Genomic DNA, 24,699 nt, shown 5'->3' on the forward strand with positions numbered 1-24,699 from the left:
GAGGTTATGTATCAAATAGGCTGTAGAATAATTGTATCATTCTACAGCCATTATATTTTTCAATTATTATTTTGTCTATATTCTGCTATTAACAGATCTACCATTCTTCCATAACTATGAACACCATCACGCTGTTTATTTAATTTTAGAAAAGTATTATTTATTTTAGTCGAAGCTTTATCAATAGGACCTGAATACTTAGCCCAGTAATTATTATTATCAAGTAGATCCCTCAAGATACCATCACTATACATACTTTTCAACTTATAGTATTCTAGTTTATCATATTCATATAATTCGTTCATTGAATGTATAAGCGCAAGCATAGTCCCTGAATACTTGAAATCAGCATCTGGGTGAGAAGTACAAGTCAGATATGCAATATAATTAGCTTCATCTTCTCTAGCAAATCCTCTTTGATGTGCCATTTCATGACAAACTGTTGCTGGAAGCAAGATATCTGTCCTATCCTTATTGACATTAGCTTCACCTGTATAAGGGAAATACATGCCAGTTATACCTGTATAAGACATGAAATTTGAAAAAAAGACTCCTTTAGGTGTCCCGTATTCACCACCTAATTCTTCATAGGTATCAGCTATAATTATAAATCCTTCATGTGCACGACTAAATACATCATTGTACCCATCAGGTATATACATAATACCCTCTTTATTTTCAATTACATTTTTCCTTAGCTCATTAGCCTTTAAAATCAAATTTTCACAAAGACCACTTAATTCCTCAACTGTTGTTTCTTTTACATTGATTTCAGCTATATCCGCGAAAGGTAAGCGATAATAGTTAAGTCCCCATACTATAACAAATACAAAGTAACCCACACTAATAAATATTAATAATTTTCTGATGGAATCAATCAAAACATATCTTTTTCTATTATTTGATTTTATAAGTGATCTAATAACTTTTACAAATTTATATAAGAAAAAAACAATAAGAAATATTATAATAATCTCTGCCACTGAAATTGGAATAACTCCAGTAATTCTACTTAGGAATCTACCAATATATGAATAAATACCATTTGAATAATATTTTTCTATAAAATCAGGAAACGATTCAACAACATTAGTCAATAATATACCAATAGGCAATAATAGTATAAGGCTCCATTTATAAACATGATTTGATTTTTTCATAGCTAATACCAACTTTCTAATTAATATTAAGTACTTAAAATGTCAACCTTTCAATATTATCTCTTTATATGCCAACGGAAACGTCCCTAGTGTCAGCAATAATATTTACTTACTGTTAAATTATAGCCTATCAATTGTCAAATTACTGGTTTTATGGAATATAACAAATCATACCCCCTATATATGTGTATTTTTAATTATATCAACATATCAAAATAAGTATATTTATAAAGTAAATATATTATATCATAATTTTCTACAAAAACATACTAATTATTACAATAATAATTGTTAAATATTTCATTGTGAAACACTTTTTCAATCTTCCTAATAACAAACTCATTTAACCTAAATCATATCAAAACCTTAGTTATCTTTATTAATTATAAAATAATAAGGACACTAGATATCAATTTTAATACCTATGGCCCTCTACCTATGGATTAATTAAAATCTATTAAATATATAAATGTCACGGGGACGTTTCTAATGTCAGTGTATCGTAATATGACACAGGGACAGTTCTTATGCGCCATATATTCATATATTTTATGACACTTTAGTTATCCTCCTAATTAATATATTATATGTTCTATTTTAATATGTTATGTTGATTATTATATTTTTTATACTAATTATTTCAAAATATAATTTACATGGCAATCGAAACGTCCCCAAGACACATAAAATATTAGAACTTTTCATAAAAATTTCATCTCTGTTTACCTAGTATCACATTATTTGACACTAAATTACCTATTTGTTAAGATATGAATATGAAGCAAATTAATATTAATATAATATTAGGGGGATGGAAATGAAGAAAAAACGTATTCTTATCGTTATCTTAATAATTTTAATTATATTTGTTGGTATAATCATATACGGTAGTAACTATTTTTATAATATTGCCATCGCTAGAAACAAAAAAACTTTTTTAGCTAGTAATCCTGACCTTAAGAAAAAAGAATCAGACAAGAAAGACACCCAACCTACCCCTATACCTAAAAAATCAGTTCCTTGGGTAGAAGAGCAAAATTACCAAACAATAGAAATAACATCTGATGATAATCTAAAATTAAAAGCTTATTATCTTAAAGCAACTGAACCAAGTAACAAATTAGTAATTTTAGCACATGGTTATACATCAAAAGGAAAAGATATGGGCTTTCTAGGAAAATTCTATAATGAAGATTTAGGATACAATATTCTTATGCCTGATGATAGAGGCCACGGTGATAGTGAAGGAGATTATATTGGCTTTGGATGGCCTGATAGAAAAGATTATGTTAAATGGATAGAATTGATGATAGAAAAACTTGGTGAAAATTGCGAAATCGTTCTCCATGGTATTTCCATGGGTGGTGCAACTGTTATGATGGTGAGCGGCGAAAAACTACCGGAACAGGTTAAAGCCATTGTAGAAGATTGTGGTTATACTTCGGTTTTTGACCAATTATCTTATCAGTTCAGCCGTATGTATCATTTACCTGAATTTCCTTTATTACATACTACAAGCCTATTGACTAAAGTTAAGGCAGGATATAACTTCTGGGAAGCTTCGTCCATTAAACAAGTTGAGAAATCCAAAACACCGATTTTATTTATTCATGGTACAGAAGATACATTTGTTCCTTATGAAATGGTTAATGAATTATATGAAAGTTGTAATAGTGAAAAGGATTTATTTATAGTGGAAGGTGCAGGACATGGGGCTTGTTATTCTACAGATAAGGAAGGATATGAGAATAAGGTTAGAGAGTTTTTAAGAAAATTCATTGAATATTAATTGCTATCCTCTATTAATTTTCTATTATACTTAATTTAATATTTATCATTTTAATGTATGTATAAAGATATATTATTATTTTGACAATGATTTTAGACAACTAGATTTTTAGGCAACTAAATATTGAAGAAATACTCAATGAACCTTGATTAAAAATATATGAAGTTGGGTCAACAATACTTAATTCTTCTGGAATATATTATGACATTACATCATTAAAGGATTCTATTTTTGATATGTTTAACGATAACACTATGGAAATTCCTGTGAATTAAAAAAAGTTAAAGGGTGAGAATATGAAAACTACTAATGATGATTATAGGATATTTTATAATAAGAACTTTTGGATTATTATTACCTCAATATCGTTTTTCATACAACTAATTTTTATAGTAATGAACATGATACTGGGTAATGACATACTTATTTTGCAAACATTATATATGTTTTTTTGTTTGATATTTGGTATTTTAGTTGTTACATTTATTATTTGTTGTATTCGTTTTTTAATACACGATTTCAAAGACTCAAATATAAAAAACAAATTATTTATTATTATTCTACTAATTCTATTTTCTTTAAAGGCTTTGATGGAAATATCAAGATAAATATTATTAATTTTTTTAACCTAGAGTCAACAAACTATATAATAAACATTTTAGTAGAGGGGGTTAATTGCGACTAATCTCCCCCTCTTAACGTACATACAGTTACTTTTTATGCGCAAAATTAAAATTTTATTATTTGGTTTAAAAAAATTACTACTAATTTCAAATTGAAATTAGCTATTATCTTATCAAAAATACTAAATCCCAGTCAGACTCCTGCTCCTCTATTAATCCAATCAACACTGTAAAAACTCCTGCCACACCATCAAGTAATCCTGCAATATCTTGCTTATCCGATTTTTCCCCTTCTTGATAACCATAGAGTTCATTTGGCTTCCATAGCTCTATTACTCGTTCAGCCAGATTATTACGTAGATCTCCAAGAAGTTCATCTCCACTTTCTGAATACATTCTCTGTACCATCTGAAGTAATCCTGCATACCCATGACAGAAAGTATCCGATTCTATATTCCATTTATCCATTGGTCGAAGAGCTGTTCCTCTAAAAGTATCTAGTGCTACCTCTTTCCATTCTTCATTATTAACTGCCATTCCACTTAACCATAGAGCCCTTGCAACACCAGGGCTTCCATAACACCATGCTTCACGTACTGCAGTATTTTTTGATCTTCCTTCTATATTTTCTTCCCATGAAACCCTAGCAGGCCATATTGGTCCGAACTTATCTGATGTTTTCCACCTCATCATCCAATCAACAATCTTATGTATAGCTTCACGTTGCCCAGTCACTTCTACTTTGTTAATCATAGCAATAGACATCAAAGCAAGAACCCCTACAATACCATGAGACATTCCACAGTTAAAATGACCATTGGGATATTCTTTTCTTCCATATCCCCTATACTTGTCATATGAAACGAACCAGCCTGGCACCATTATCCCATTGATTTTTTTATATTCACATAGCTTAACTAAGTATAAAAGAATCTGCTCTAAGGCATTTCTCATCTCAAGTTCTTTTCTAAAACATAAAGTATAACGTCCTATACCACTCATCCCTTGAATTACATCAAAATCATCTAGAGAAACACCTTCATCTGACTTTGACTGGATAAATTCCATCATACTAGGAAATGATCTAAGGAAAACTGAATTAAGTTCTCCAATGAAGTTCTCATATCTCTCTCCACCTCGTGATAGAGCTCTAGCTGCTATTATTACACCAGCTAATCCTGTCCATAAACCGAATCCTTTTATTCCTTCTTTCATTATTTCTTTCTGTATTTCTTGTAAATAGGAATAACCTATCTTATCCCAACCTTTTTCTGGTTCAATCCTATCTAAAGCACCAAACATGACACACAAGCCACTGTATCCTCTAGCTAAATCAGTAGCAGACCATGGCATATAATCCAGTCCCTTTTTTTTGCGAGTCTCTATTGATTCAAGCATCTTTTTTTTAATCTGTTCAGCGTTAACTAATCTCTGCACTCCATCATTCACGACTTTCAATACTTCACTTCTTATTCTTTCATCTATTACCTGAGACCATTCCATACACTTCATCCTCCTTATCATTACTGCTGTATGCAGCCAACTGCATATTATATAGATAAGAGTACATCCCATTATTCTTCATTAACTCATTATGTTTACCATGCTCAATAACTTTTCCTTCATCCAATAACAAAATATGATCTGCATATTTTATTGATGTGTATCTATGTGAAATAAATATTCCTATGTTCTTGTTAATTAATTCTCTGAATTTCTCAAATACCTGTAATTCCGACTCTGGGTCTAACATAGAACTAGGTTCATCAAGTATATATACATCTGCTTTTCTCATGAAAGCTCGAGCTATTGCAACACGTTGCCACTGCCCCCCTGACAGCTGACAACCATGTTCAAATAATCTTCCAATCTGGGTATCTAATCCTTTGGGTAACTCTTCAACAAGAGAATCTATTCCCGCACTTCGTACTGCATCAAGCAATTCGTCACTATGATAGATTCTGTTTACATTTCCGAACCCAATATTAAGTCTCATACTTAATTCATACTGGACAAAATCCTGAAATACTACTGCCATATGATTACGTAAATCCTCTTGATCAAATGAGCGAATGGAAACACCATTTATAAATATATCTCCTTCAAAATCATCATATAATTGAGTCAATAATTTCATTAGAGTAGTCTTTCCAGACCCATTTCGTCCAACTATAGCCATAGTTTCTCCACTTTTTATTTTAAAACTTACATTATGAAGAGCATATTTAGAATTATCAGGATACTTGAAAGATACATTTTTAAACTCTATAGTCTCAATTCTAGTAATATCACGATTGACCTTATGACACTTATTAACCTTCAAGTCTAGGAAAATAAATAATTGCTTTAAAAAAAGGTTATGCTGACATAATGAAAGAATACCTGATATAAGAGACTGAGAATTACTTTGTGTCATTGTTATAGCTTGAGTAAATGCGACTACAGTACCTATTTCAATTTCACGAACAAACGCTGCTCTAATAACAACCAACATCATGGTAACATTGACTACCATGTTAATAAGTTGAAATACGATACCTGCTTTTAATCTTTTCTTAGCAATACTACGATCTTCTTTATAAAATCCTCTAAACAGATTGTTATAGCATTTAACTAAGTATTTACCCAATTGGTAGAGCTTGACTTCTTTGAAATTCTTATCATTGGTCATCAAGAATGAATAATACCATGCTTTTCTCATCTTAGGTATTCTATTATATTGAATCAAAAAATCTAGCTGCCCTATTCTAAGAAATGAGTAAAAAGATGTAAATGGTATGATAAGTAATATGAACGCCATCCACCATCGGAATATAATTAACATGGATGCCGCGGAAATAAGCGTAACAATACCACTTATCAAAGACATCATCTGTTGCATAATCTGATATGGACGATGTCCTGCTTCATTTTGTGCGAGTTTCAATGCATCTTGTACATCAGAATTCTCAAAATCCTTAAGTGACAAGGAAACTGATTTTTCCATAATAAGTCTATTTATTCTATTAGTCAATAGCACTTTGAATAAGCTTTCTATATAACTTAGAGCCAAACCAATAAGCTGACTGATGATTGTAAATACAGCTAATAATATAAATGCTCTTAGAATTACATTGAAACCCTTTGTCCAAGAATAAGTAATTGAATTTATTAAATCCTTGGTCAGGATTAAAATTATAACTGGGGAAATACCTTGAAGCAAATTCAAACTCATGATAGCAATCAATTTCTTCCAATCAGTATTCCATAATAAACGTATTATACGAGGCCAATAGCGAAATGACTTTATAATATTATCCATTGATATTATTCTTAGATCCTCTTCATTCATAGCCACTATAATCACCTCCTACGAACATATGCTAAACTATGTAGTGTATGACGGGTCAAAGTTAAAACTCTTCTTTCATCATCCCTATCAATACCATAAAACCGATTGATATGAAGATGTATCATACTGTACATTGCATTGAGTCGTGTAACATAATAATCTTTATTACGTTCTAGTTCCAATAATCCTTCTCCGTATTCTCTTAATATATCGCTTCTCCTTTGAAATGCTGGTATAAGTAATTGTCCTGCTTGATGGTTTTTCAACTGCTCGAAACCATTTCTTGCATCTCCCAAATTAACATAGTACGCTTTCTTTGCCCTGAAAAGATCTAAATGATCTTTATAATTTACTATCCCATCTAAGAAATTATATTGTTCCTCAAAAGTAATACCCATCTGTTCCATAATGTCTATGATACTAATCACTGTCAATAAATCCTTATCTATACATAGACTTCCTTGTTCATTTAATCTTATCCACTCCATTACGATTTGACTATCTATACAGAAGAACTTCTCTGCCATATTAATTAAATCTGGACCTCCGTAGCGTTCGATTTCTGGATCGTATGTATCTATTACCATTTTTGTAAGTATACCTTCTTGTAAACATTGACTAGAAAAATCATTAAGCTGTGGTAACAGTTCCCTTTGCAACTTTATTGGTTCACCCAAAAAACGAATCCTTATATGTTTATCAGGATCAGCATATCTCATGAAAAAACAAGATTCAATCCATTTATTTTGTTTTGCCATAAGACAAAAGTCTCTCAATTTTCCTCCTAAGAATTCTTCTATACGATTACCAAATCCATACCACTTAACAAACATCCATTCACTTCCTGGAAATTTCAAACGATTTCTATAACTAATTGTTTTACATTGATTTTTAGTTACAGCTTGTCTACTATTTCCTATAGGATTTTTTATAATAGGAAACACGAATTCAGTATAGTATGGACCTTTATTAGTCATAGGAAGTTCTTCTAATTTATGTCCTACCTCTGTTAACACAACCCCTTGATAAGAATCTACTTTCCTAAATTCACGACGTATTTCATTAATATGTTCACTCTCTTCTAAATCCAACAATAATCTATTATCTGCCTGTGTTAAATAGATATATCTAGGTAGTTTCCATTTTCTTCTGTACACATTGAATTTATCTATCCATTCTTCCCTCTCCATCTCTCCTGTATAAGGAAATGTTTGTTTATTGAGAATCCATCTAGCAGGTGACAAAATACAATGTCTATATTTAACACGTGGTAGGAAAGGTAGTGAATTAAGTTCTCCCCATTGAAAGATTTCTATATTTTTTTGACGTTCTTGAGTCAGTTCTCTAATAAATCTATAAATATTAGGGGAATTTGATGTATTCAACATATGATTAGTAACAGCTATCACTTCTTTTCCAAGCTTCATGGAACGTAAGTAGAATCCTTTTTCATCTATGCCTACTACTAAATCAGATAGGGAAATAATCTTTTCTGTTTCCTTGGATGAAGTAGTTCCCATATTAATTTCATATTCCCGATTATTGTAAGTTAATGATACATCTGCAGCCCTGCCTTCTATAGGTAAATAGACTAACTCAGCTAATATCATATCAGAACACAATTCTTGTTCTATCTTTCCTATATACTTAAGATTATTATGTAACTTAGAACCCATAATATCTGCAAAACGCCCAATTGATTTGCCTGCTCCATATGATAGCGGAGTTGCTCCACTTATAAGTGTGAAATCACACTCTTCCATAGATTCTACCGAATTTGATATTATAGTAAAAAACATTTCAAATGAACGAGGAGCATAACAACTATCTGTTTCTTTACCTTCTAGAGCTGCTATCTTGTCATCACCTAAATTAAGTTCCTGTTCTCCATTTAATAAAACAGTCATCAACCATTGGGATAATAAGTACTTTTTGCGTTTACCATATTCTGTCTCATCATTTGATAGTCTACGTTTTGATAGTGGATATTCATATGTAGCCGGTGCCCCTAAGCCGATTTCCTCATCTAATAGCTCTAGCACAGGAATTTCTCTTGACATTCCATATTTCTTAATAAAATCCGCCTTATACCCAATCATATGAACTAACCCTAGTTCGCTACTACTAATTCGCCATAAAGCTTCTGCGGACTTTTCAACTTCTTCCTTAACACACAATGGCAAAGTAACTCCATTTGTTTCAACTTTCATATCAACCTGTAGATAATTTTTACTTTCAATGACTTGTTTCATTTTTCTAACTATTTCTCTATATGATTTTTCCCCATCACCTATTGGTACTTTATTATATTCATCTATTAGTGAAGAAATATTTTGCAATGTGGATTTTAATTGCTCCATTCCTTTTATAGATTCCATACTCTTTAATAGATGTTTAAATGGTTCTATATCCAGTAATGGTGGTCTTAGATTAGATATAAGCAATTCTTGTTTCAATAATTCATTTACAAATTGGTTTATTTGCTCGTATGACGTATCTGGATATTCACAACTGATTTTTGATACTAATTCTTCTAATGCTATAGGTGTCTTCGCTAAGTGAAGTGCTTGTTCAACTGCACTTGTAGTACTTATTGATGTACGCTCAATCTCAAAATTAGCACCATTTTTTCTAATATTATCTAATCTGTTTAGGTATGGAAGATATGTCCTGTTTCCTACTTCATAAGCCATTGTATTCGTCTTCACTAAAAGCTGATTTCTTATACTAGAATCATTTTCTAATTTTGCTATTATTCTATATAACCATTCCATATCAGGACGAGTACGTTTCTTAAAATGTTCTGCTTTTTTCAAATCAATTCTATAATGTTCACCATACTCTCCATACGCCACTCCAGAAAACAAACCAAAAGGTGTCGGTCTAGTAGACATCCTTATTAGATAACGTAACAACGATTTAGCTACCTGTTCTCTTTTACGCTCAGGACTATCCGGTGAAAGGTAGGTCAAAGCATCTAAAAGTGATATACTTGAAACTGCAATAGCTTCTCTTATCAGTGGTTCTTGTACTATTTCCCATAATCCATTTAAAATAGGTTCTTTCAAAGATTTTAAATGATTATTAAATACATCTGTAGATAGAATAGGCATTCTTAATATAAAAAAATCAAGACATTTAAATATATTCTGTTTAGACATCATTTTCTCCTTTCGCTGTATCTTTTTAATAATTGTTTTCTACTAGTTAGTAATATATATCAAATTAATGATAATTAGGCAAATTCATATCATAGAACATCAAAAAACATCAATAAGATGTTTTTTGATGTAGACTATATGTACTTGAAACATTAACAACTTGTAGTATAAGTATAACCACACATCTGTTGACCAGTGTAACAAGTAGACGTATAACAAGTACTAGTATAACAAGTAGATGTATAACAACTAGATGTATAGCAAGTAGATGTATAAAGACCGTCTAATTGAGCTCCATTGATTTTGTCAACTTTTACTTCTAGATCAAATGGATTTTTTGCCACTTCTTCACCCTCCCCTCTCACTTATTTAGTGTCCTTATATAAGAACACTAAATGAGATTATGTACTTACCTGGTAAATTATTCCTTAATGCATGCAAACATATTATACAGATTTTTATATTAAATGTCAATTGGTAATCTTTTTTATTTTCTATTTATTTAGATTTGATTGTTAATTTATTGTTTTTATTATAATTTTATGTTTTCATGTAATTTTCTGTAAATTTCAACCTAATTATACAAAAATTATCATATGATAAATTTCATGTAGTTATATGTAGAAAATCCAATTTTATAACTAATGACTTTTATTTCCAATTTGACAAAAAAATAGCTATAACAGCTATTTTAAAAATACAAGGCATTTAGTTTTCATTATTTTATTGTTTGATTCATTATATTATAATATGTATAAGAACATTGTACTATCAGTAGATTTTCACCTGCTTTATATTCTTTTTTCTACAAAGATCTTGAACAATCTTAGAAGTTTTAAGATACTTAGGAACATCAAGATTATAAATTGAACGTTTACTTATATTTTCTTCATCCGTGACAGCTGTTTCATCTAAATTTTCTATTTCATTAATGAATTTAATATTGTTGACTTTAATATTTTTAGTTGTGAAATATTTTTGAATCCCTTTCATGAAATCCTTATCACCTATATATTCGATATCCATATCAATAGTAACAACTTTATCAATAAATTTATCTTCTACTTTTTTAAGTATGACTAATGAAACGAATACACCTATGGTCGATACAGCAGTAATCACATACATTCCCAATCCTATTGCTAAACCTATACATGCCACTACCCATATTGAAGCTGCTGTCGTCAATCCTTTGACTAATCCTTTTTCACGAATGATTGTACCCGCTCCGAGGAAACCTACTCCTGTTATGACTTGAGCTCCCATTCTACCAATATCTGCTTTTAGAGAATTAGCTAAAGATGGATCTTCATGAATTAATGCTATAGTCCTTTCAACTGATTCTATTTGAATAAGTGATACTACAGCAGCACCAACACATACTAATATATGAGTTCTAAAACCCGCAGGTCTATTAGTTATCTGCCTTTCATACCCTATCAGTCCCCCTACTATAATTGCTATCACTATCCTTATTATTACTTCATATTCTTCCATATATACAACCTCCTAGATTCAAGTATATAAAATATATATTAGTATAATTATATGTTATAAAATTTAAAAGCTTCCTTCAAATCCAGAAAGAAGCTTATATTAATCAATAATATCTTATATTATAAACGATTGTATATTATTTTCAAGTTCAAATACAAATTACATCATTTATTTCCATTCTATTTTAAAAGTTACACCTTTACTTCGATTGTATGCACTAATAGTTCCCCCATTTATATCTAGTAATCTTTTAACAATATACAAACCTAAACCACTTTGCCCTTTTTTACCTTTTTTGAACATCATGAATAAGTCATTAACATCTGCTATATGTTCTCCATCATTATAGAATTCTAAAAATGATGATTCTCCATTGTATTCTAATGTTATCCTGATAGCCTTATCAGCATACCTTATTTGATTGCTAAGAAGATTCTCTATTACAATTCTCATTTGATTATAATCCGCTCTAACGAATACATCTTCCAGGTTGGTCTCCAAATTAAAATTATCTAGCTTCATCTGCATGTTGCAAACAACATCTTTGACAACTTCTTTTATATTGATTTTCTCTTGATTCTTTATTTCGCTTTCAAAATAATCTAGCCTCTGTATATATAATAAATTATAGACTAATTTCTGGAGTCTATTACTTTCTTCTTCAATAATCTCTAAAGAAGCCTCTTGTGTTCCTTTTGGATACAAACCTTTTTTTAATGCATCTACATAACTTTGAATCACCATTATAGGAGTTTTTAGTTCATGAGAAATGGAATGAAGTTGTAGTTTTTGCTCCTTATCATATTTAAGAAGTTCTCTTCTCATTTCCTCGACAGTATTTGCTAAAACCCCTATTTCATCATTTCTATTTATATCTATTGGTGTTTCGAACTTTCGTTTTGATATCTGCTTAACAGATTTACTTAAATCAATTAAAGGCTTGGTAAGATGTCTAGACAGAAAAAAGAAAACAATCAATATGGCTACAATTGTCAAAAATAATCCTAAAGCCATTTTGCTAAATAGCTGTTTCTGAAGTATATCATTAGCTGGTTCCCACCTAAGAGTAACTCTATATAATGTATTATATGCTACAGTAATCTTAGGCCTATTGAATAGTTTTGGAACAACGTATAATTTATTTGAATTACTTAATCTATATTGAGTGATAACATAAAATAATTTTCTTCCATTAACATCAAAACTATATCTCTTTGATTCTTCTGTCTGGTTTTTTATATCATCTTCAATTACTTTTATTACGTCATCTGTCAATTCACTGGTAATTATATCATTTCTTCTAACATCTTTTCTTGTAAGTTTTCCATTTATTTTTACCCAAAAAAGCTGTTCAATGCTTCTATTGTCGTCACTATCATTTATAAATTCATCAATATCCGTAAATTTTTCATTTGAATGAGTATTATCTTCAAGAACCCTATAGATATCTTCATGATAATAGTTATTGAACGCACTTACCAATAAAGTATAAGTTATAACTCCAAAAAAGATAATGACACCAAAAAAAGCCATCATCAGCTTTAGATTAATCGATTTAATCTTCAATATCACACCACCTATAGCCATAACCATATATAGTCTCTATTCTTATATCAGGTAATTTCTTTCTTACTCTTCTTACAAGATCATCAACTACTCTATCGCTTCCATAATAATCTTCTCCCCATATATTATTGAGAAGGTAATCTCTTGATAAAGCATTATTTCTATTTCTTATGATAGTACATATGAAATCAAATTCTCTTGAGGTTAATTCTATAAGTCTTTCTCCTTGATATACCAATCTTTTGTTAATATCTATTTTATATTTATCATTTATAATGATATTATTGTTTTCTTCTTGTTTATAAACTCTTTTTAACAATTTTCTTGTTCTTATTACTAGTTCCATTGGTAGGAATGGTTTAGATATATAATCATCGCTACCCATTTGAAGACCTGTTATGATATCCAAATCTTTATCCCTTGCTGATATAAATATCACTGGAATATTTTCGTTATGTTTCTTTATTCTTTTTATGAGCTCATAACCATCAAGATCAGGTAGCATTATGTCAAGGATCCATAGATGCATATCTTCCTTAATACATTTTTCTGCCTCTAATCCACTAGTGAAACTCTTAACCTCATAACCTTCATTTCTTAAATAAAACCCTAAGATATCATTTAAATTTCGTTCATCTTCTACTAAATATATTTTATACACACCTAATTCTCCCTTACTTCAAAAAAAATTAATTAAAGAGACTGTTTGAAAATACATTCATCTTAAATAGTTTGAATAAAATATACTATATTAAGATAATTATGTCAACTGAAACATGTATTATTCAACAGCCTCTTTAACGTACTATATATTAATTATATAAAAAATAAAGGGATACTTAAACATTAGCCTAAGCAGTAATTACTTTTATTCAATAAGATTATTCGTTACTATTCTCATTGTCTTGGATATTATTGATTCTTTGTTCAATTCTTTCTTTAATATCATCATATCTATCTTGGCTAATATTACCTTCTTCTAATTTACCTTTTAATTCTTCAAGTAAATTAGTCAGCTTTTCTATCTTTTCTTCATTTGATAATCCTTTGAAATCTTCTCTCATGTTCTTGAATTTTCTACAACCTCTGAAATTGATCTTTTCACCGTTATTTACTTTTTCGATATTCTCTTCAATCATTGCTTTTATATTATTGTATTGTTCTTCTGTAATATCTCCATTATCGAATTTCTCTTTTACTTTATCTAGTTTATCATTCAATAGTTCTATCATATCTTCTTTGTCTAGAGGCTGTTTCTGCTTTTTGAAACGTTCCTTAAAATTTTTATCTGGTACTTCACCATTTTTTATGGCTTCCATAAATTTTGTACATTGTTCTTTTAATTGATTGTATTTTTCTTCATCGATTTTTCCATCAGCATATTCTTGATCTAATCTATCCAATTTTTCCTGTATCCTAGCTAAATGCTCCTCATCTGTTAAAGGTTTAGCTTCTTTGTCAAATTCTAAATTTCTAATTTTTTTACAATTATCAAATTTATCTTTTTGAACATCTTTAGAAGCTTGTACTGGAGGATTTTCATCTTGTGCTGCTTCCATTGCCATAGTCGGTACCATTAAATTTGCTGATAATACAATTCCTAGTCCTAAGGTTAATATCTTCTTTAACATGTTTATGACCTCCTAATAGTTTTTGCCTAAATTAATCGATCGAATAAATTTTAGGTTTATAGTTAATAATTATTTAACTATGCAATTAGTATAACCATAAAATGTAGAAGAATTATCATTAAAATATGTGAAATTGTGTGAAAAATTTTTAAAACAGGTCAACTGATCCTACTTGACCATATTTAACAATAAGCTGTCCCACAATCTCTTTAACTCCTTTTTCAACACATTGTAGTATATCATTTTCTATAGGAGTCATGCCAGTTCCTGCTATTACACTTTCATACATAGGATATAAATAGACTCTTTCATCTATTAAGTCTGGTCTTTCATCTATTATTTTTTTAACTTCACCTACTGATGAATTTTCATCAATGTTTTTATTTTTATTAAAGTACTCTCTCACATTTCTAGTTATAGCAAGTCTTATATCAGTTCCCACATTTATTTTAGCTATACCGTATGGAATTACTTCAAGTACTTGTTCGATTGGTATTCCATGTGCATTATTAAGATTTCCCCCTAAGCTATTGATTCCCTCAACTAAATATTGAGGAACAGTTGAAGAACCATGAGAAACTAAAGCACCTTTAATTTTATTGAATTTCATATTTTCATAGGAAGCAATTGCTATCTCTTTGCTTATTACAACATCCTTACCTTTAGCTGCACCATGGCTGGTTCCATAAGAAATAGCTAGACAATCTACACTTGTTTTCTTGAAAAATTCACATACCTTATTAGGGTCTGTATATAATGAACCACTGTGATTAGCGTTATCTTCTCTACCAGCCAACACACCAAGTTCTCCTTCTACTGTGACTCCTTTTTCATGTGCATAGTCAACGATTTCCTTAGTGAGTGCGATATTCTCTTCAAATGGTAGATATGAACCATCTATCATTACAGATGTGAAACCTTCATCAATACAAGCTTTTACTAATTCTTTATCATGACCATGATCCAAATGTAGAACAACTGGGATATCTGTCTTATCTGCCTCTTCTTTTATGATTTTACTTATAATCTTGATACCTTCTATCTTTTCCTCTAATGTAGCTTTTAGAAAATCTTTTCTTCCTGCTATGAAACCAGTAGCGAATTCTATTACCTGTAATATAACTGGTGATCTAAATGTTTCATGAATTTCTATTGCTGCTTTTACCTCGTTTGTTGTATGTACATTAAATGCTCCATAAGCGAATTTTCCTTCTATAGCTTTATCAAGTAATAATTTCATAGGTATTAATGGCATATTTTTATCCTCCTTATATTATCTTTGTAAATAATGTTTGTAAGCAACTTTCTTCATTGGTTTAATATTCAACCATGCGGCTACCTCCATCATTTCTGCACCTAAGTCATTAAATGCTAAGGCATAATGATGTGGTTGATATCTTACCATTATTGTTTCTACTAGATCTCTAACTTTTATAGGATTTTCATTTAGTTTAAGATTTGACATCCATCCTCTTGAACCATCAAAACTTGGTTTCTCAGGTTGATTGAAGTCACCAGTAAGTAAAAACATTTCCTCTCCATCTTTAGTAAATCTTGCAACTGTCCCTTTTTGTTTTGCGAAAATCATATCAGCTACAGGTGCATTTTCTTTCAATCCTTTACCTGACCAAGGACCTGGATTACAATGAGAAGCTAATTTGACTTCCCCATTATAAGCGACATTATTACAACCAAGTCCACAATGCCAAAAAAGTACACTTTCATCTTTCTCGTCAAAATCAGATAAGTCCATCAATAATGATGGTTTATCATTCATATATCTCATCATCATCATAGTAATAAGCCCATAGACATCACCTTCACAAGCTGTTGTAAAATATAGCTGATTCAATCTCCCAATAGCAGCACATGAAACCATATCCAGTTCGATTCTAAATTTTGGCCAACAACTTAAAGCAATACCATCATATCCATTGTCCTCTTTAAAATCTACTACTGCTTTTATTAATCTTGCGTTCTTATTAAGTTTTTCTTTTGCTAAAGAATTGCAACTACAACTATCTTGTAATATTTCTTCCATCAAATCTTTTACATCTTTATCTTCATAAGATAACATTCTATTTTTTATTTCCGAGAATTCATGATTCCTATAAAGTTTGACTCCGAATTTCTTTTGCAATTTTCTTTCATCAAAATATTGATTGTCGAATCCATTAGCAATACCTCCAACAAGAGCGATTTTAGCTTCTTTTACATTCTTGATAGCTGTCAAAGCTTTAACTGTTATCTTGAATCTTTCAATAAATAACTCATCATCCGTATAACCAAAGAACCATTTGAATGGTAAATCATATTCATTTAAATACTGTCCGATGATACTTGCATTCATATTCATTGCACAGAATGAATTAATTGGTAGAGGTCCAGATTTAGTAGGTTCTTTAACTGCCCATAACCCTATAGGTATATTTAACTTTGCTAATATTGGAATAATTGTTCCTGAATTAAAGGCACTACTTTGAATCATGATAAAATCAATTTTTTCTTCTTTTAAATAACTATATGCTGATTCAGCTTCTTGATCATTGTAGATACCTTCTTCAACACAAACTATATCAAAATCCATTTTTTTACCGAGTTCAATCATTTCTTCTTTGGAACGATTGTAAATCCCCACTTTATCTCCTGTAAAATTCTTATGCATCAATCCTACAAGCCCAATTCTAAGTTTTTTCATGACAATACCTTCCTTCCGGTAAAATTTCAGACTGAAATTATATGGAAATAATAAGATTGAAAATATTATAATATCCCCAATTAAATTTCAGACTGAAATTATTATACTTTTATTTTATATCCTTACTAAAAATTTGTCAAGATTATGTAATGAAATTATATTACTAAAAACTATACATTCTTAAAATAAGATTTATATACTAAAGCACCCGCTCCAATTTCATATACATAATCCATCTGTTCTCTTTTTTTAAATTCAATATTGCCAATTGATTTTGTAAAAACATTCTTTTTAGTTCTTGCTACAACTTGCTCAAAAACAAAATTATTTTCAAATAGTTCACCAGACAGAATAATTATTTCTGAATTGAGAATCCCCATAAGATTAGACAACCCTATACTAAGAATTTCTACTGCTTGGTCTATTACCTTTTTACAAAAGATATCTTTTTCATAGAATTCGCATATTAAACTATAGGATAACACTTCATCGTTTTCTTTACAATAATCCATAATAGGTGATTTATCGACTTTTATTAAATCTTCCATTAAGATTTTTTCTATTTGCTCTGTTGAACAATAAGCCTCTACACATCCTTTTCTACCACAATTACACTGTCTTCCATTAACAGCTACTGTCATATGTCCAAATTCACCAGTAATATTATTTTTCCCTCTTAGAATATTTCCATCAGCAATAATACCACTTCCGATACCTTCGCCACATACTATGTATGCTATATTTCTATGTCCTTTACCATAACCATACCAATATTCACCTAGAGCTCTGGTATTAGGGTTATTATCTACAAAAGTTGGTATATCTAATTCTCCTTCCAAAAAATCTTTCAGATGTATATTTCTAATGTTGAGGTAAGGATTAAAATTAAGTAAAATACCTTTATCATAATCAACTACACCTGATGAACCGATTCCTATCCCAATTACATGATTAATTAATATATTGGATTCATCTATCAATTTATATATCATCCTTAATATACATTCTAGAAATTCCTCTTCTGATTGAACATCACTTATAGAATCTTTCCTACTAATTAATATATTTTTATCTAAATCAATAATAGAAGCTGTAATACTATTCCTGTATATATTCATGCCTAAGCAACATAATGCAGATTTTCTTAATTTTAGATATATAGGTTTACGTCCAGCATGAGTTTCAACTATACCACTTTCTTCAACGATTTTTTCTTCTACCAACTGTTTAACTATCCTTGTTATGGTAGGTCTTGAAATCTTGGTACCATTAAAGATATCTATACGTGTTACAGGTGCATTCTTTCTTATATAGTCAATAATCTGTATCCTATTTTTTTGTCTAAGAGCTGATGTTCCTTTTACATTGTTGTTATTCATTAAATCAATCCCTTACTTTTTATTAAGTTTAGCTCTTATTTCACTCTGAAATTAATTTTACATATACATATTTGTTTTGTCAAATGATTATTTTTCAAGATAACTGAACCCATCCTCCATCATCCCTATACCAAGAAACTCTGTACAGATATCTATAGCCACAAACCCAAGCCACATAAACATATATCCAAACAGAGCCTCTATAAGTTCTTTTATTAATTAATCTTTTTTATTATACTGCGTCCTCTTCATTCCCCACAAACTGACTATTATAAAGATCCGCATAAAATCCATTCATACTAAGTAATTGTTCATGATTACCTTTTTCAATTATATCTCCGTTATTCATTACTAGTATCATATCCGCATCCTTAATGGTAGACAAACGATGGGCGATAACGAAACTCGTTCTATCTTTCATCAATGTTTCCATTGCCTTCTGAATATATATCTCCGTTCTTGTATCAACACTACTAGTTGCTTCATCAAGAATAAGAATAGAAGGATTAGCTAATATAGCTCTTGCAATTGTAAGCAACTGTTTCTGCCCTTGTGATATATTATTAGCTTCCTCATTAAGTACTGTATCATACCCATCGGGTAAAGTCCTTATGAAATGGTCCGCATGAGCTGCCTTTGTGGCTCTAACGATTTCCTCTTCACTTGCTCCTTCTTTTCCGTAAGCGATATTATCCCTTATAGTTCCATTAAACAACCATGTATCCTGAAGAACCATACCGAATATATTTCTAAGGTCACTTCTTCTTAAATCATTAATGTTAACACCATCAATAGTAATCTTACCTGATTTCAATTCATAGAAACGCATAAGCAGATTTACAAGAGTTGTCTTACCTGCTCCTGTAGGACCAACTATAGCAACTGTTTGACCTTTCTTAACATCTATATTCATATTATTAATAAGGGTAACATCTTCTTTATATCCAAAGTCAACATGATCAAATTTAACTTCACCTTTTAGATCTTTAACTATGGCAGGAACTTTTTTATCAGGAATTTCTTCTTTTTCATCTAATACTTCAAAAACACGTTCAGCTGATGCAATTGTTGATTGAATAATATTAGCAATGTTAGCTGTCTGAATTATAGGTTGGCTAAATGACCTTGAATATTGTATAAAAGCTTGAATATCTCCTACTTTAATGGAATTTCTTATAGTAAGTATTCCTCCTGCGATACACACGAAAACATAACCAAGGTTATTAACAAAATTCATTAGAGGCATAATTACTCCTGAAATAAATTGTGCTTTCCAACCAACTTCATACAATCTATTATTCATTTCTTTAAACTCGCCTATTGATTTTTTCTCATGTCCATAAGACTTAACTATTTTATGACCAGTATACATCTCTTCAACATGACCATTAAGTTCACCTATTATCTCTTGTTGTTTCTTAAAATACTTTTGTGATTTCTTCGCTATGTTTTTTGTTATGATAACGCACAATGGCAATGTTAATAATGTAATCAGTGTCATTAAAGGACTTATAGTAAGCATCATTACCAATACACCTATCATTGTTATCAATGCGGTTATAAGCTGTACAATACTCTGCTGCAATGTATTACTTATATTATCAATATCATTAGTAACACGACTTAAGATTTCCCCATGAGTACGAGAATCATAATATTTTAATGGTAATTTAGTTAACTTACTGCTAACATCTTTACGCATATCAAATACTGTTTTTTGAACAACACTAGCCATTGTATATTGCATGATGAAATTAAATAAAGAACTAGCAGCATACAATATTCCAAGTATCAATAAGATATTAAAAATAAAGTCGAAATCAATTGATGCATTAGGTACACCATTAATTATTTCCATAAAATTCTCAAATAGTTTTGTTGTTGCTTCTCCCATCTTTTTAGGAGCTACTATTGAAAATATTGTACTTAAAACAGCCATAATGACAACAAATATAAGACTTATTCGTCTAGGTTTCAGATACCCTAAAAGTCTTTTTAGAGTACCTTTAAAATCTTTTGCTTTCTCAACAGGCATACTCATTGCATGACCTCTGCCTGGTCCTCTTCCTACTCTGCCTTTATTCATACTCATGCTAATTCCTCCTCTGAAAGCTGTGAAGATACTATTTGTTTGTATACATCACTTGAGCTTAGCAATTCTTTATGAGTTCCCATTCCTACTATACGTCCTTCATCAAGAACAATAATTCTATCTGCATTCATAACAGTAGTAACACGTTGTGCAACTATAATAATAGTATCGTCAACTATCTCTTTATTAAGAGCTTGGCGTAATTTAGCATCAGTTTTGAAATCCAAAGCAGAGAAACTATCATCAAAAAGATAAATTTCAGGTTTTCTAACTAAAGCTCTCGCTATAGATAAACGCTGTTTTTGTCCTCCAGAAACGTTAGTACCACCTTGAGATATAACTGAATCATATTTGTCTTTCATATCATTAATAAATTCTGTTGCCTGTGCTATTTCACACGCTTTTACAATTTCATCTCTACTAGCATCTTCTTTACCATACTTAATATTATCAATTATAGTTCCACTAAATAAGACTGCCTTTTGAGGAACTAATCCTATTTTTTTTCTTAAATATCCTTGAGACATTTCTCTTATATCTACACCATCAATCAATATCTTGCCTTTAGTTACATCATAGAATCTGGAAATCAGATTAACTAAAGTAGATTTTCCAGAACCTGTTCCTCCTATGATAGCTGTTACTTCTCCAGGATTAGCATTAAATGATATATCTTCCAATGCTCTTCCCTCAGCATTATTATATCTGAATGAAACATTCTGAAACTCAACATATCCTCTTTTTGAACCTGTCTCTATAGGTTTTGTAGGATCATTTATTTCAGGCACTACCTCTAGTACTTCATTTATTCTTATTGCTGATGCTGATGCTCTAGGTATTAAAATAAATATCATAGTCAACATAATCAATGAGAACATTATCTGTGATACATATTGAATGAATGCCATTAAATCTCCTACTTGCATAGCACCGTTATTTATTTTGAATGAACCAAACCATATAATGAATATAGTAGTAAAATTAAATAAAAGCATTAATATAGGAGTTAGACATGCCATTAATTTATTAACCTTTATAGCTGTATTGGTTAAATCCTTATTAGCATCGTTAAATCTATTATTTTCATGATTCACTTTATTAAATGCTCTAATAACTCTAATACCAGTTAATCTTTCTCTAAGAACTAAGTTCAATTTATCTATCTTGACCTGCATTGATTTGAACATAGGTATACTTTTGCTAGCTACCAATCCAATAATTATACCCAATACGATAACTACTACAATAATAATCAAAGATAAATTAGGATTCTTGTTAATAGCCATAATAATTCCACCTATAGCCATTAACGGAGCTCTGATGAACATTCTAAGTAACATGACTACTAAGTTCTGTACCTGAGTTATATCATTAGTTGTTCTTGTTATTAATGAAGCAGTTCCTTTTTCATCAAATTCCTTCAATGAATAGTTTTCAACTTTTTCAAAAACTTTATTTCTCAAATCTCTTGCAAATGCACTTCCAGTCTTAGCTGATAACATGCTTGTTAATATGGAACATAGTGCTCCTAGACCAGCAATCAGTAACATAATCGCTCCGACTTTAGCTATATATCCTATATCTTGCTCAACTATACCAGTGTCAACAATATCTGACATTAATGTAGGTAAGAATAATTCAGTAATTGTTCTAATAAAAGTAAAAGTAAATATTATAACTATTGATAAAGTAAAAGGTTTTAAACCCTTTAATAATTTAACCATAATTTCTCTCCCTTCTTGATGTTCTATAACTTGTTCAGTATCGTTTCAATCTCTTCCAGATTCTTAGATAATTTCATAATATCATCATCATTCAATTTTTCTAATTTCTTCTTGACATTTGATTGAACTATTTTCTTATGCTCTTTCAGATATTCTTCACCCTTTTCAGTAATAAACAGATTAATAACACGCCTATCGTTTTCATTGGTTTTCCTTTCAATAAGTTCATCTTCTATTAATCTGTTGACTATCTTCGACAAATGGGATTTTGGTATCATTAATTTATCACAGAAATATTTCATAGGTCTACCATTATTCCTATAGATAAGAAATACTAATTGCATCTGATGAATTGAATTTTTGTGACGAAAATCCTTGAATAATTTTCTATTTATCAATGGCATAATTCTAAGAATATTCTCGATTAATACATCTCTTGACATTTATAACTTCCTTTCAGCTTCTAGACCTCCATATTTATTATACTTATAAGGAATTTTACAATTATGAATTGCAAATTCCAATACATAATATCAGTTGTACCAATATAATAGTTGCAAAGTATAATAGTTATATTGTTTAACTATTTTATAATAAAAATTTCTAATTGTCAATTATTTTTTTATTTATTGATCTTATCAATAAATAAACCCGCTCTTATTATATACAATTAGCGGGTTTTTATATTAAGAATTATTAGTAATTAATTAATTATAATATTTTGCTATAACTGCTTTTATGGCATTATAACTGATATTATCAGGAAGTGACTCTTTAATAGGTTTCAATCGCTCTAAACCTACATTATCTATAGCATCTCTTATTATTTCTTCTGTTCCTTCTGGAATGAATTTATCTATGTCGACTTCTACTCCTTTGGAGTATGCTTCAAAGATATGATTCTCGATAGTTCTTATTTTAAGTCCTCTTTCTTTTGCCACTTTTTTGATATCTTGTAATTCATTGTATAATTTTACTGTAGTGACACAAGAAGGTTCCTTGTTTTTCTTAATTTTTTTATTACTTGACTCATAATAATCTATATCATTAATCTCAATATCATTCTCTACAACATATTCTTTTATGACTTCTATAAAGAGTTCACCATACTGTTCATATTTTTTCTCCCCGACACCTTTAATATTAAGCATTGCATATTTTGTAGTTGGATATTTTGTACTTAACTCTTTTAGTGTATCATCGTTGAATATAACATAAGGTGGTAAATTCTCTTCTGTAGCTATTCTACGCCTTAACCTTCTTAGCTTTTCAAAAAGCTCTTGTTTTACTTGAACCTTTTCTGTTTTCATTACATTCCTATACACTTTTTCGTTGTTTTTAAGTACAGGAAAAGCTCTTTTTTCTACTTTTATGATAGGAAATTCATCTGTCGTCATTCTGAGATAACCTTCAGCCGTCAATAGATTAATCATATCTTTTATTTTATCAATCGTATATTCTGACATAATTCCATACGTAGAGAGTTTATCAAAACCCATGCTAAGGACTCTTTTGTTTCTTGACCCTTTTAATACTTCTGCAATCAGTTTGCCTCCGAATCTTTCTTTCATTCTTATGGCACACGATAATATTTTCTGTGCTTCAATAGTCATATCTTCTTTAATAATGTCTCCGTTGCAATTGCTACAATTGCCACATGAGTCTTTTATGTTTTCATCTCCAAAATAATCTAGAATATATTTTCTAAGGCACGTGGTTATATGACAATACTGTGTCATCTTATGTAACTTTTCATATCTATATCTTTTTAAGGTATCATCTAGCCCCTCTGACTTATCAATAAGAAATTTCCTAAGTTGTACATCTCCTGCACTAAAAAGCAAAATGCACTTAGACTGTAATGAATCTCTTCCTGCACGTCCTGCTTCCTGATAATATGCCTCAATATTCTCAGGCATGCTATAGTGTATAACGTACCTGACATTAGATTTATCTATTCCCATTCCAAATGCATTAGTTGCTACCATAACATCAATATCATCATATAGAAATCTGTCTTGGTTTTCTTTTCTCTCATTGGCAGTCAT

General features: G+C 30.2%; 17 protein-coding genes. 1 reads left to right on the forward strand and 16 read right to left on the reverse strand.

Translation table 11 applies throughout. The features are described from left to right. Window positions 1–59 precede the first annotated feature (59 nt). On the reverse strand, window positions 60–1,160 hold the full coding sequence (locus QMG30_RS20770; RefSeq protein WP_281818809.1) for a DUF3810 domain-containing protein: 1,101 nt from the start codon (window positions 1,158–1,160) through the stop codon (window positions 60–62). An 817-nt stretch (window positions 1,161–1,977) separates the two neighbouring features. On the opposite strand from QMG30_RS20770, the gene QMG30_RS20775 reads away from it, so the two are divergent. Beyond that, a complete protein-coding gene (locus QMG30_RS20775; protein ID WP_281818810.1) occupies window positions 1,978–2,949 on the forward strand; it encodes an alpha/beta hydrolase in 972 nt (323 codons plus the stop codon). Window positions 2,950–3,737: 788 nt separating this feature from the next. On the opposite strand, the gene QMG30_RS20780 is transcribed toward QMG30_RS20775, so the two are convergent. From QMG30_RS20780 to QMG30_RS20850, 15 genes are all read right to left on the reverse strand, one after another. After that, window positions 3,738–5,075 carry a lanthionine synthetase C family protein gene (locus QMG30_RS20780; protein WP_281818812.1) on the reverse strand — a complete coding sequence of 446 codons (1,338 nt, stop codon included), beginning with the start codon at window positions 5,073–5,075 and terminating at the stop codon, window positions 3,738–3,740. Continuing rightward, on the reverse strand, window positions 5,050–6,903 hold the full coding sequence (locus QMG30_RS20785) for an ABC transporter ATP-binding protein (protein ID WP_281818870.1): 1,854 nt from the start codon (window positions 6,901–6,903) through the stop codon (window positions 5,050–5,052). The genes QMG30_RS20780 and QMG30_RS20785 overlap by 26 nt, the downstream gene beginning before the upstream one ends. Before the next feature lie 11 nt (window positions 6,904–6,914). Continuing rightward, on the reverse strand, window positions 6,915–10,064 hold the full coding sequence (locus tag QMG30_RS20790; RefSeq protein ID WP_281818814.1) for a lantibiotic dehydratase: 3,150 nt from the start codon (window positions 10,062–10,064) through the stop codon (window positions 6,915–6,917). A gap of 152 nt (window positions 10,065–10,216) precedes the next feature. Then, on the reverse strand, window positions 10,217–10,408 hold the full coding sequence (locus tag QMG30_RS20795) for an elgicin/penisin family lantibiotic (protein ID WP_281818817.1): 192 nt from the start codon (window positions 10,406–10,408) through the stop codon (window positions 10,217–10,219). 427 nt (window positions 10,409–10,835) lie between these two features. After that, window positions 10,836–11,561: an MgtC/SapB family protein gene (locus tag QMG30_RS20800; protein ID WP_281818820.1), complete on the reverse strand. Its 726-nt coding sequence runs from the start codon at window positions 11,559–11,561 to the stop codon at window positions 10,836–10,838. A 168-nt stretch (window positions 11,562–11,729) separates the two neighbouring features. Then, window positions 11,730–13,127 (reverse strand): HAMP domain-containing sensor histidine kinase, encoded by a 1,398-nt coding sequence (locus tag QMG30_RS20805; protein ID WP_281818821.1) that lies wholly within the window; start codon window positions 13,125–13,127, stop codon window positions 11,730–11,732. After that, window positions 13,117–13,788 (reverse strand): response regulator transcription factor, encoded by a 672-nt coding sequence (locus QMG30_RS20810; protein WP_281818823.1) that lies wholly within the window; start codon window positions 13,786–13,788, stop codon window positions 13,117–13,119. Before QMG30_RS20810 ends, QMG30_RS20805 begins: the two co-directional genes overlap by 11 nt. Before the next feature lie 220 nt (window positions 13,789–14,008). Beyond that, entirely contained in the window at window positions 14,009–14,758 is a 750-nt protein-coding gene (locus tag QMG30_RS20815) for a hypothetical protein (protein WP_281818846.1), read from the reverse strand. Between the two features lie 148 nt (window positions 14,759–14,906). Beyond that, window positions 14,907–16,013 (reverse strand): class II fructose-bisphosphate aldolase, encoded by a 1,107-nt coding sequence (locus QMG30_RS20820; protein WP_281818848.1) that lies wholly within the window; start codon window positions 16,011–16,013, stop codon window positions 14,907–14,909. A gap of 18 nt (window positions 16,014–16,031) precedes the next feature. Further along, window positions 16,032–17,456 carry a hypothetical protein gene (locus tag QMG30_RS20825; protein ID WP_281818850.1) on the reverse strand — a complete coding sequence of 475 codons (1,425 nt, stop codon included), beginning with the start codon at window positions 17,454–17,456 and terminating at the stop codon, window positions 16,032–16,034. A 170-nt stretch (window positions 17,457–17,626) separates the two neighbouring features. Beyond that, window positions 17,627–18,835: an ROK family transcriptional regulator gene (locus QMG30_RS20830; RefSeq protein ID WP_281818852.1), complete on the reverse strand. Its 1,209-nt coding sequence runs from the start codon at window positions 18,833–18,835 to the stop codon at window positions 17,627–17,629. A 232-nt stretch (window positions 18,836–19,067) separates the two neighbouring features. Next, window positions 19,068–20,927, reverse strand: a complete 1,860-nt coding sequence (locus QMG30_RS20835) for an ABC transporter ATP-binding protein (protein ID WP_281818855.1) — start codon at window positions 20,925–20,927, stop codon at window positions 19,068–19,070. Continuing rightward, the gene (locus QMG30_RS20840; RefSeq protein ID WP_281818858.1) at window positions 20,924–22,651 is read right to left on the reverse strand and encodes an ABC transporter ATP-binding protein; all 1,728 of its coding nucleotides are present in this window, start codon (window positions 22,649–22,651) and stop codon (window positions 20,924–20,926) included. Before QMG30_RS20840 ends, QMG30_RS20835 begins: the two co-directional genes overlap by 4 nt. 23 nt (window positions 22,652–22,674) lie before the next feature. Next, window positions 22,675–23,094: a MarR family winged helix-turn-helix transcriptional regulator gene (locus QMG30_RS20845; RefSeq protein WP_281818860.1), complete on the reverse strand. Its 420-nt coding sequence runs from the start codon at window positions 23,092–23,094 to the stop codon at window positions 22,675–22,677. Between the two features lie 264 nt (window positions 23,095–23,358). Further along, window positions 23,359–24,699, reverse strand: a 1,341-nt coding sequence (locus QMG30_RS20850) for an ATP-dependent DNA helicase RecQ (protein WP_281818863.1), incomplete at its 5' end; no start/stop codon positions are given.

Source organism: Vallitalea longa, assembly GCF_027923465.1.
Classification (GTDB): domain Bacteria; phylum Bacillota; class Clostridia; order Lachnospirales; family Vallitaleaceae; genus Vallitalea; species Vallitalea longa.

Bases quoted from the DNA above. Each gene is read 5' to 3' on its own strand.
- QMG30_RS20770 (WP_281818809.1), bottom strand. From the start codon at position 1,160: ATGAAAAAATCAAATCATGTTTATAAATGGAGCCTTATACTATTATTG.
- QMG30_RS20775 (WP_281818810.1), top strand. From the start codon at position 1,978: ATGAAGAAAAAACGTATTCTTATCGTTATCTTAATAATTTTAATTATA.
- QMG30_RS20780 (WP_281818812.1), bottom strand. From the start codon at position 5,075: ATGGAATGGTCTCAGGTAATAGATGAAAGAATAAGAAGTGAAGTATTG.
- QMG30_RS20785 (WP_281818870.1), bottom strand. From the start codon at position 6,903: ATGAATGAAGAGGATCTAAGAATAATATCAATGGATAATATTATAAAG.
- QMG30_RS20790 (WP_281818814.1), bottom strand. From the start codon at position 10,064: ATGTCTAAACAGAATATATTTAAATGTCTTGATTTTTTTATATTAAGA.
- QMG30_RS20800 (WP_281818820.1), bottom strand. From the start codon at position 11,561: ATGGAAGAATATGAAGTAATAATAAGGATAGTGATAGCAATTATAGTA.
- QMG30_RS20815 (WP_281818846.1), bottom strand. From the start codon at position 14,758: ATGTTAAAGAAGATATTAACCTTAGGACTAGGAATTGTATTATCAGCA.
- QMG30_RS20820 (WP_281818848.1), bottom strand. From the start codon at position 16,013: ATGCCATTAATACCTATGAAATTATTACTTGATAAAGCTATAGAAGGA.
- QMG30_RS20825 (WP_281818850.1), bottom strand. From the start codon at position 17,456: ATGAAAAAACTTAGAATTGGGCTTGTAGGATTGATGCATAAGAATTTT.
- QMG30_RS20830 (WP_281818852.1), bottom strand. From the start codon at position 18,835: ATGAATAACAACAATGTAAAAGGAACATCAGCTCTTAGACAAAAAAAT.
- QMG30_RS20835 (WP_281818855.1), bottom strand. From the start codon at position 20,927: ATGAGTATGAATAAAGGCAGAGTAGGAAGAGGACCAGGCAGAGGTCAT.
- QMG30_RS20840 (WP_281818858.1), bottom strand. From the start codon at position 22,651: ATGGTTAAATTATTAAAGGGTTTAAAACCTTTTACTTTATCAATAGTT.
- QMG30_RS20845 (WP_281818860.1), bottom strand. From the start codon at position 23,094: ATGTCAAGAGATGTATTAATCGAGAATATTCTTAGAATTATGCCATTG.